Source organism: Sphingopyxis sp., assembly GCF_036675685.1.
In the GTDB taxonomy this organism is placed as follows: domain Bacteria; phylum Pseudomonadota; class Alphaproteobacteria; order Sphingomonadales; family Sphingomonadaceae; genus Sphingopyxis.
This window is the reverse complement of record NZ_JAKFEM010000009.1, coordinates 84,048-93,055: the sequence shown is the minus strand read 5'-3', so window position 1 is coordinate 93,055 and position 9,008 is coordinate 84,048. Positions and strand designations below refer to the sequence as shown.

General features: G+C 60.5%; 9 protein-coding genes and 1 pseudogene. 8 read left to right on the top strand and 2 right to left on the bottom strand.

The features are described 5' to 3' along the window. Window positions 1-159 precede the first annotated feature (159 nt). The 6 genes and pseudogenes from V6M50_RS05100 to V6M50_RS20325 all read left to right on the top strand — a co-directional run bounded on the left by V6M50_RS05100 (window position 160) and on the right by V6M50_RS20325 (window position 2,660). Window positions 160-759, top strand: coding sequence for an NADPH-dependent F420 reductase (locus tag V6M50_RS05100; protein WP_332817469.1), 600 nt, complete (start codon window positions 160-162; stop codon window positions 757-759). 75 nt (window positions 760-834) lie between these two features. Beyond that, a complete protein-coding gene (locus tag V6M50_RS05095) occupies window positions 835-960 on the top strand; it encodes a nuclear transport factor 2 family protein (protein WP_332817468.1) in 126 nt (41 codons plus the stop codon). Between the two features lie 121 nt (window positions 961-1,081). Next, window positions 1,082-1,279, top strand: a complete 198-nt coding sequence (locus tag V6M50_RS05090) for a nuclear transport factor 2 family protein (RefSeq protein WP_332817467.1) — start codon at window positions 1,082-1,084, stop codon at window positions 1,277-1,279. Between the two features lie 96 nt (window positions 1,280-1,375). Then, window positions 1,376-2,008, top strand: a complete 633-nt coding sequence (locus tag V6M50_RS05085; protein ID WP_332817466.1) for a methyltransferase — start codon at window positions 1,376-1,378, stop codon at window positions 2,006-2,008. Between the two features lie 182 nt (window positions 2,009-2,190). Beyond that, window positions 2,191-2,323, top strand: a pseudogene (locus tag V6M50_RS20330) (transaldolase); the annotation flags it as partial. After that, window positions 2,319-2,660 (top strand): SbtR family transcriptional regulator, encoded by a 342-nt coding sequence (locus V6M50_RS20325; protein WP_443030485.1) that lies wholly within the window; start codon window positions 2,319-2,321, stop codon window positions 2,658-2,660. The pseudogene V6M50_RS20330 and the gene V6M50_RS20325, both read left to right, overlap by 5 nt. Here V6M50_RS20325 and V6M50_RS05080 read toward each other — a convergent pair. Next, window positions 2,578-3,867, bottom strand: a complete 1,290-nt coding sequence (locus tag V6M50_RS05080) for an MFS transporter (RefSeq protein WP_332817465.1) — start codon at window positions 3,865-3,867, stop codon at window positions 2,578-2,580. The genes V6M50_RS20325 and V6M50_RS05080 overlap by 83 nt on opposite strands. A 38-nt stretch (window positions 3,868-3,905) precedes the next feature. After that, window positions 3,906-6,221 carry a TonB-dependent receptor gene (locus tag V6M50_RS05075; RefSeq protein WP_332817464.1) on the bottom strand — a complete coding sequence of 772 codons (2,316 nt, stop codon included), beginning with the start codon at window positions 6,219-6,221 and terminating at the stop codon, window positions 3,906-3,908. Between the two features lie 331 nt (window positions 6,222-6,552). Between V6M50_RS05075 and V6M50_RS05070 the strand changes: the two genes are divergently transcribed. Both V6M50_RS05070 and V6M50_RS05065 read left to right on the top strand, forming a co-directional pair. Further along, entirely contained in the window at window positions 6,553-7,551 is a 999-nt protein-coding gene (locus tag V6M50_RS05070) for an AraC family transcriptional regulator (RefSeq protein WP_332817463.1), read from the top strand. Between the two features lie 182 nt (window positions 7,552-7,733). After that, a complete protein-coding gene (locus V6M50_RS05065; protein WP_332817462.1) occupies window positions 7,734-8,939 on the top strand; it encodes an aromatic amino acid transaminase in 1,206 nt (401 codons plus the stop codon). Window positions 8,940-9,008 lie beyond the last annotated feature (69 nt).

Sequence of the window (9,008 nt, the reverse complement as noted above, 5' to 3'; positions counted from 1 at the left end):
GTCGACGGCGGCCTGGCCCAGATCTGATCCCGCTACGCCCGGCGAGGCGTTCCATCGGAACGCCCCGCCGGGCTCGGCAACGGAAGCTCGGTTTTCTGGAACATTGTCGGTCAAAATCGGGACTGATGGCGTTTAGCCGCTTAACAAAAGGAATTATCTGTGAGCTATGCAATTATCGGCTTTGGCAGTGTTGGCCAAGCCCTAGCCAAGGCGTTCGCGCGCAATGGCATCGAAGTGTCCGTCGCCACCACGCGTGACCCGGAAAGCTTCGCATCCGATGCGGCCGCGATCGGCCCCGGGATCCTTCCCAAGACGCTTGCCGATGCAGTCAAGGCGGATGTCATCTTCCTCGCGGTCCGTTTCGAGGCCCACCCCGATGTCGCCACAGCGCTGCCCAGCTGGGAAGGCAAGACGATCATCGATGTGACCAATGCCTATGGCGTGCCCCCCGAGGACCTCGACGGACTGCCGTCTTCCAAGTTCATTCAGCAGGCCTTCTCCGGCGCAAAGCTGGTCAAGGGCTTCAACCACCTGATCGCCGGCGTCCTCGATGAAGATCCGGCCGTCCATGGCGGCAAGCGCGTCGTGTTCCTCGCGAGCGATGACGAAGATGCGGTGGCCGAGATCACGACGCTCGCCGAGAAGCTCGGCTTCGCGCCGATCAAACTCGGCGGCCTCTCGGAAGGCGGCCTCGTCGTCCAAGCACGTGGAAACGTCTGGGGTCCGCTGATCTTCAAGGACCTCACCAAGTTTGACTGAGGAACGGGGCCTTGGCAGGAACACGATGGTCAGATCGGATCGAGCGGGATCCAGTCTGAAGAATGGAGAAATGCAATGAGCACCGAAAAGAACATCGAGATCGTCAAGGCTTTCTTTGCCGCGGCGTTTGGCGGTGACCGGGACGCTATGCTGGCGCTGGTTGCCGACGACATCGAGTGGATCATCCCTGGCGAGAATTGACCCTTGGCAGGAACCCACCGGGGACATGAAGGGCTGACGGACCTGTTGAAAACGGAGTCCGAAACCATGGATGTTGCTTTCGGAGCCACGGGAATTCGTGGCGCAGGGAGACAGGGTATTCGTGGCCGGTTTCGCCAAGGGAAAAGTAAAGGCAACTGGCAAGCCATTCGAGGACGACTGGATATTCGCCATCACGGTCCAAGACGGCAGGCTGGCGAATATCCGGGAATATGTCGATACGCAGGCACTGGCGCGGGCCGCAGAGAGTGACGCGAGCCCCACGCCCCTCGACACCGAAGCCGCACAACGAGCCTCGTAAGGTCAACATCTGGCTAGCGGTCAGCGGTGATCGAGCCGCTGACCGCCGTCCAGCACGGCGAGCACTTGTCGAACGCCGAACCGCAAAGGAAGCCCCATGTACGACCAATCCACATTATCCGCGCTGATCCTACTCGCGCGGGCAGATAAGGGCTCCACCGTCATCGACGTGTATCCAGGCGACGGCGAATGGACGCGTCTTTTCTCTGACCTCGTGGGTCCCGCAGGACGCGTCTACAGCTTCGTGCCGACCGAGATCGCCGAGTTGAAGGATGATCAGGTCGGCCAAATTCTGACGCTCGCGAACGAGCCGGGCCGAGAAAACGTCAGACCCGTCTCGGCGGACCTGATGGCGTTGCCGGACGCCACGCATCCAGCGGATGTCTTATGGTTACACCTGTTCTACCACGATCTCCACACTAGGCTGATACAAGCTAAGGGCGCCACGGCCGCTGACTTCAACCGAGCCGTCTACGAACGGCTCAAGCCAGGTGGGTCTTACGTCATCGTCGACCACGCCGCCGCCGCAGGAGCAGGCACGAGCGACACCCAATCGTTGCATCGGATCGACCCCGCGTTCGTTCGCAAGGAAGTGGAGGACGCCGGCTTTGTCCTGGACGCGGAGAGCAACTTGCTCGCGAACAAAGACGATCTCCACTCGGCCAGGGTGTTCGATCCTTCAATCAAAGGCGAGACCGATCGCTTCGCCTACCGGTTTGTGAGGCCCTGACCGGTGGCGATGGCAAGTTCGCTGCGATCGAGCGATGGTGTGGTTCGCGCGTTCACAATCAACAATAGCCGTAGACCCGCCCACGAGCTGATGGAGATAAACAAGTGAGTAGCGTTCTCAAGCAGCCCGGCACCAAGACGAACCCGCCAAAACAACTCCGGGAATGCGGCTAGGCCGTCTAGCTTGATTTTGTCGACCGTACGTTCCTCGAGGAAGGCGGCCTCCGGACGCTCGTCTACGAGGACAGCGCCACCGGCGTGACCTCCAAACCCGACGATCTTCGAGAAGGCGATGGACCACGGCGACGCCTATGACGAGGGCTTCCACGAATGCTTCATGCGCAGCGGTGCACTCAGCAAGCGCGCGACTACTGCACCGCGCGCAGGCAGAAGGTTCAGCGCGCACCGATATGAATGGCGATGACGCGTTCGCGCTTATGTCGGCGCTCGGCTGGGCGGTCGACCAGCCCTCATTCGCGCCACGGGCCGATCATCTCATTCAGATCATCGTGTGCGCCATCCTGACTAACGCCCAAGCAACGGTGGCGGAACTACGCCGCAAGCGCGCGCCTAGGATGTCGTTGCCAGGTCTTCGAATTTTCTCTTCGAATTGTCACTTCGAATTGTCCACAATCCATGAAGCGATGCCATGATGATGAGCGATGGCCCCCATATCTGCCACAAGATGATATCGGGACCGAGAGCCGCCAGCATAACCCCGGTCATCGCCGGCCCCAAAGCGAGCCCCACCTTCTCGGCAGCCGTCCAGACGCCCGTGAAACTGGCGCCTCCTTCATGTTCGCTGTTCGCTGCATGGATGAAATCGGCCGAGATCGCAAAACTTTGACCCTGCATCCCGCCAAATCCTAATCCGATTAACGGCATCGCCGCGACGATGAAGCTCCACGAGACGCCGAGCAGGATCAGATAGGCAACAAGGCCCGATCCAAGTGCAAAGAGGGCCGAAGCCAGCATCTGTGAGTACACCTTGCCGATGCGCCTGCTGACAGCGACGAATATTGGAACCGCAAATACCGCTGGAATCAGCTGTATGCAAAAGGCGAGCCCGACGTCAGCGCTCGGTCGATGCAAATGATTGATGATCAAATAGGGCATGCCCGCTGACATCGCGCCGACCGCCGCGACCTGCATCGTCTGAACGATCGTCAGTGTCCGGAACGGCCGATCACCCGCCGCCCGACAGATCTGGACCCAAAGGCCGGCGCCGGACGTCGTGGCGACGCTTCGGTCCGCCGCGGGCAAAAGCAGCGGAAAGAGCATGGCGACAAGGCAAACCGGCGCGACCAGATAGGCCATCAAGCGATAGCCTCCTTCCCCGCCGCCGCCCGCTGAAACGATGACGGGCGCCATCGTCGCGCTCACTAGCGCGCCAAGCATGGCACAGGTCATGCGCCACGACACAAGCCGCGTTCGGGACTCCGCCTCGACATCGGCAGGAATCGCGACATAGGGTACGAAATAGAGCGAAAACCCGCTCATCAACAAAAAATAGGCTGCCGAAGTCCATCCGACAGCATGGTCCGCCGCAAAAGAAGGCGGAGCGAACAGCAGGACGAAGCCACTCGTCAGCACCAGCGCGCCGACCAGCATGAACGGACGTCGCCGTCCCCAGCGCGAGACCGCGCGGTCCGACCAGTTGCCGACGAAAGGCTCCCACAGGACGATCCAGAGCTTGGGGACCAGAATGATCAGCGCCGCGGTCGCGGGCGTGATGTGCAGGATCTCGGTCGCGAAAAATAGCAGCAGAAGGGTGGGAACCGAGTTGATGATCCCAGTTCCCACTCCGCCCAGCGCATAGGCGAGGCTATGCGCCCTGCCGATCGGCGGCTTGACCGTCATCGCCGCTCGCGCAGTGCCAAGTGGAGGCAAGGCATCATCTAGAAATCAGCGCTCAGGCTGACGCCGAACGTGCGTGGCCGATTGGTCGTGACGCGTCGAAACACCGGGATATTCTGCACGATCGTCGCCGTGCGATTATAGATCGCCCGCTCGTCGAAGGCATTTTTGACATATAAAGAGAGGGCCCAGTGATCGAAGCTGTAAGTCGCGCGGAAATCGACGATGTTATAGGCCGGTTTCGGCGGATCGAACACGCTGCTGCCGTTGAAAATGTCGAGGCTCTTGTCAACCGAGCTCCACGCCGAGCTCAACGACAACTCGCCCGATCCGACAGGGATGCTATATTCGCCCTGCAAATTGATCGTCCACTTCGGCGCATCGAGCAATTGTTGCCCCTTGACGAGACCCGTGCCCGGCGCCGCCCTGGTGATCTGAGCGTCGGCATAGCCGACACCGCCACTCAGCCGCATACCATCGACGGGAGTTACATCAAACTGCGCCTCGAACCCGACCGATCGCGCGGATCCGGCGTTGTCGACATAGCTGAAACCACATTGCGGCAGCGCGATCGACTGCTGGACCCGGGTCCAGTCGATATAGAAGGCCGCGACATTCAATGTCGCGGATCGTCCAAGACGCGTCTTGACACCGCCTTCATAGCTCCAAAGCCGGTCACCGCCGTAGGAATCGGGCGCGTCCGTCCGCCCGATGGCACCCAGGTCGGTGGCGCAACGATCCGCTGGCACGGCGATGTTGACCCCGCCGGGCCGCGACCCCTTTGCGGCCGTGACATATAACTGGCCGTCGTCGAACGCTTCGTAGGAAATCAGGAACTTCGGGTTTACGCCATTTTGCTTTGTCGTGTTGTGAACCACTGCGGCCGGCCCGAAGGGGTTTCCAAACGCCTGGCCGATCGCCGAATTGTCGAGGACGAACCTGTTTTCGAAATAGCGTGCGCCGACGCTGACGGTCAGCCGATCGACCGGCTTGTACGCGATCTCTCCAAACACCGCATGCTCGGTGAACAGGGACGCCAGATCGACGTCGGCGATTTCGAACCCTGGCGGCAGGACGCCGGCGGGCGCATCGACGCGATAGCCGCCGGCGCTTTTGGCATGTTTGTAATAATAGCCGAGAAGCCAGGTGAGCGGCTTGTCGTCGGCCGACGTCAGGCGAATTTCCTGCGTGAAATCGCGCAGGCGTGTTGCATTGGGCGAAATCCAGGGCGCGCCGACATCGGCGCCCAGAAGATAAGTGATCGCGTCGCTGACATCCTCGGTTCCCGTGGTCTTGCGATCGATGTAGGACGAAGCCGACGTCAATTTGGCCCAGTCGAAATCATAGCCGATCGTCCCTGAGGCCAAGATAAAACGGTCGCGATAGGGTTCGGACACGTCATAGCGCCGACGCTGATCCAGTTCGCCGGGAACGGAATCGAACGATGCCGCGCCGTCCTGTTTGATCTTCTGATAGAAGATATAGGGCTGGATGGAAAAGCGTCCGTCGGACGACTGAATCCGAAGGGCGCCGCGCAGCGCCAGTGTTTCGTCGCTGTTGACATTCTCGATCCGCTGCACCGGGCCCGCCGCCTCGCGGGCAACGATCGGTGGAACGGGATTGCCCTTTGTATCGCCGGGCTGGGTCAGGAACGTCTGAACCGGAAAATCGCCGACGAGCTTGTCGATATAACCATCGTTGCGCGAATAGGTGCCGACGAGCCGCAGGGCCATGACATCCTGCACGATCGGTATATTGAGCGCGCCGTTCAACGCAAAATTCTCGCCTCCATAGCGCGTTGTCGATCCATCGATCAGGAGTTTTCCTTGGAATTCCCTGAGGTTTGGTTGTTTCGTAATCAGGCGGACGGTCCCGCCCATCGAACTCGAACCGTAGAGAGTGCCCTGCGGCCCGCGCAGGATTTCAACATGGTCGAGGTCGTAGAGATTGGGGTCCAGGATGCTCTGCTGGCTGGCCGAAGTGGCCGCGGAGGAAACCGACGACACCGGCATGTCGTCGATATAGAAACTGACCGTCGGCGCGACGCCCGCCGATGACGAAAGGCCGCGGAGCGTCAATTTCTGGCGACCAGGCCCCGCAGAGCGAAACGAAAGCGACGGGACCGAAGCGGCCAGACTCTGGAAATCGGAGATGCCGTTCTTTTCCAGTGCCGCGCCAGAGACCGCGGAAATGCTCATCGGCACTTCCTGAAGCGTCGTATCGCGCTTCGTCGCGGTCACGATGATCTCGTCACGTCCTGCCTCGTCCTGCGTGGACTGGGCATAGACGCTCGTGGTCAGCGCTGTCGAACCCAAGAGCGCCGCAAGAGCGGTGCGCGACAAGATGCCGTAATTCATGGCCGTCCCCCAATTTTTTCGTTGATGCATCGTTACAGCGCGATGACTAGGGGTGGATTGCCCGTACGCACTTCCCCAGCTTCGCAAGGGTTGAAGGTCCAGCGCAATTTTCGATGCAGCTTGGCGAATATCCGGTTGGACCATGAACGAGGAAACCCGCGGCTTTCTCTGACTTTATCAGCATCTTTCGCCGAATGCGGTCGGTATGGCGACCTTGACCGACGCGGGAAGGACCACCTAAAATTCGACCCGTTCCCCAGCATCTCATCACAGACGCCGGTGGAAACGGCGACAACATGATAATAGGCATTGCACTCAATCACAGGACGTCATGACCATGCAGTACGGAGCGATCATCCTCGCGCGGAATCAGCCGCATGACTTTCACACGTTGAGTGCTTTTGAAGGCCATCAATATGTCAGGCGCGCGTCCTTTGGGAACGAACTGCTTTCTCCCGGAAAGGTGGAACGATTCCAGCTTTCCCACAAACGCCTGCGGCTGGGGCAAGTCATGATCGACATGGTCCAGATCGACTGCGGCTCCAGCTTCGAAGTCATTCAGGTGGAGCAGTTGGGCTTCTATACCTTCAAGATCCCACTCGAAGGCGTATCCGAATATCGCGTGGAAGGTAGGAAGCAGGTTGCCCTGCCCGGCCACCTGTTCGCAACCAATCCAGTGGAGAATATTCGAAAGCGCTTCATCGGCCCCTATTCACAGATTATCCTGACCGTGCCGCAAGATCGCCTCGAGGCATTTCTGGCCAAGGAGTTGGCGCGACCGTTGCGCGAACCGCTGGAGTTCGATTTGCGACCGCATCAGGGGTCGCCCAGCGATCAATTCATCCGGTCGGTGCAGCTCCTGTGGATGGATCTCGATGCAGCGACGACACCCCCTCATGCGCGGGTCGTTTCGCACCTTGAAAATGCCCTGCTCGCCTCGATGTTGATGTCCGTTCCCAACAATTACTCCGGCGACCTCGATCATACGCACGACGAGATTGCGCCTTTCTATATCCGCAACGCAGAAAGCTTCATTCACGGCCATCTGGGCGAAGAGATTTCGATCGACGATATTGTCGCGGCGGCGGGGGCGAGCAGCCGGTCGCTCTACTATGGCTTTCGCCGTTGGCGCCAGACGACCCCGATGGGCTATTTAAAGGCGGCGCGTCTGGAGCGCGCACGCGCCGAACTCATGCAGGCATCGCTCGCTGGCGAAACCAGTGTCACCAACATCGCGCTTCGCGTCGGCTATCACCATCTCAACCATTTCTCGTGCGATTATAAGGCGCGGTTCGGGGAGCGGCCGTCGGACACATTGCGTCAAAACTGATCCCGGTTCGCCCTGGCCTCGGCAAGTTCGCCCGCAGCCTGCGGCACGTCACGGGCGAATATTGCATCCCGTTGTCCGCCTTTGCACTCTCCCATCAGCGCCCTCGCTGCTGATCGCCGATCTGGCGACCTGGACCCGATCCCACGATCGTGTCCAGCCAACAGATTGCGGAGAGGCACATTATGACAATGACCGAAGTTCCCGACATCGTCGGGACCGAGAATTTCTTTGACGGGCTCTCCGTTCAACCGGCCGACCCCTTGCTGTCGATCATCGCGGCGTTCCAGGCGGACCCGCGCCCAACCAAGATCGATCTGGGCGTCGGCGTCTATCGTGACGAGCAGGGAAAGACGCCGATCCTCGGAGCAGTCAAGGCGGCCGAAGCCCGGCTCGTCGAAGCCCAGTCGACAAAAGCCTACATCGGCGTCGAGGGCAACGGAGCCTATCTCGCCAGCCTGAAAAGCCTCCTCTTCCAACGCGGGGGCGGCGATGACCTGGTTGCGATGCAAACACCGGGCGGAACCGGCGCGATCCGGCTGGCCGCCGAACTGATCAACGCATCCTCGCCCCATGCGCGGATATGGATCGGCGAACCAAGCTGGCCCGTCCACGTCCCGCTCAGCCAAGCAGCAGGTCTCCAGACGCTCAGCTACCGGCATTTCGATCCCGTCAGCCAGCAACTGCTGCTCGACGATCTGCTCGAAAAGCTCGAAACGGCGCTCCCAGGCGATATCGTCCTGCTCCATGGATGTTGTCACAACCCGAGCGGAGCGGACCCCAGCGCCGAGCAATGGCAAAAACTTGCCGAAGTCATCATCCGCCGCGGCCTCATTCCGTTCATCGACCTCGCCTACCACGGCCTGGGCGACGGTCTGGACGCGGACCTCGAAGTGCTACGTGCGCTGGCCTCGGTGCCCCAACTGCTGCTCGCCTATTCCTGTAGCAAGAATTTCGGCCTTTATCGCGAACGGGTCGGCGCCCTGTTCGTCCGCACCGGATCACCAGCCAAGAACCAGGCTGTCGCATCGACGATGTTCCTGCTCGGCCGGATGATCTGGTCGATGCCGCCTGATCACGGCGCCGCGGTCGTTCACGAAATCCTCGGGAATGAGGATCTGATCGACCAATGGCATGTCGAACTTGCCACGATGCGGAATCGCCTGAGCGCCGTCCGCTCCGCGATCGCGCGCGAACCCGCCCTCGTCAAACTCGGTGAGCAGAAAGGCATGTTCTCGCAACTGTCGCTCACACCGGCGCAGATCGAAGCGCTGCGACGCGACCATGCCATTTTCATGGCGGGATCGGGACGCGTGAACCTCGCCGGTCTGTCGCTGCGCGACGTTCCGCGTTTTGTGGAGGCATTGAAGACCGTCAGCACAATCGGCTGATCCCGGCCGCCCGCTGGCGAGTTCATCCACGTCGACAAGAAAGACGGGGCGATCCTAAGATCGCCCCGT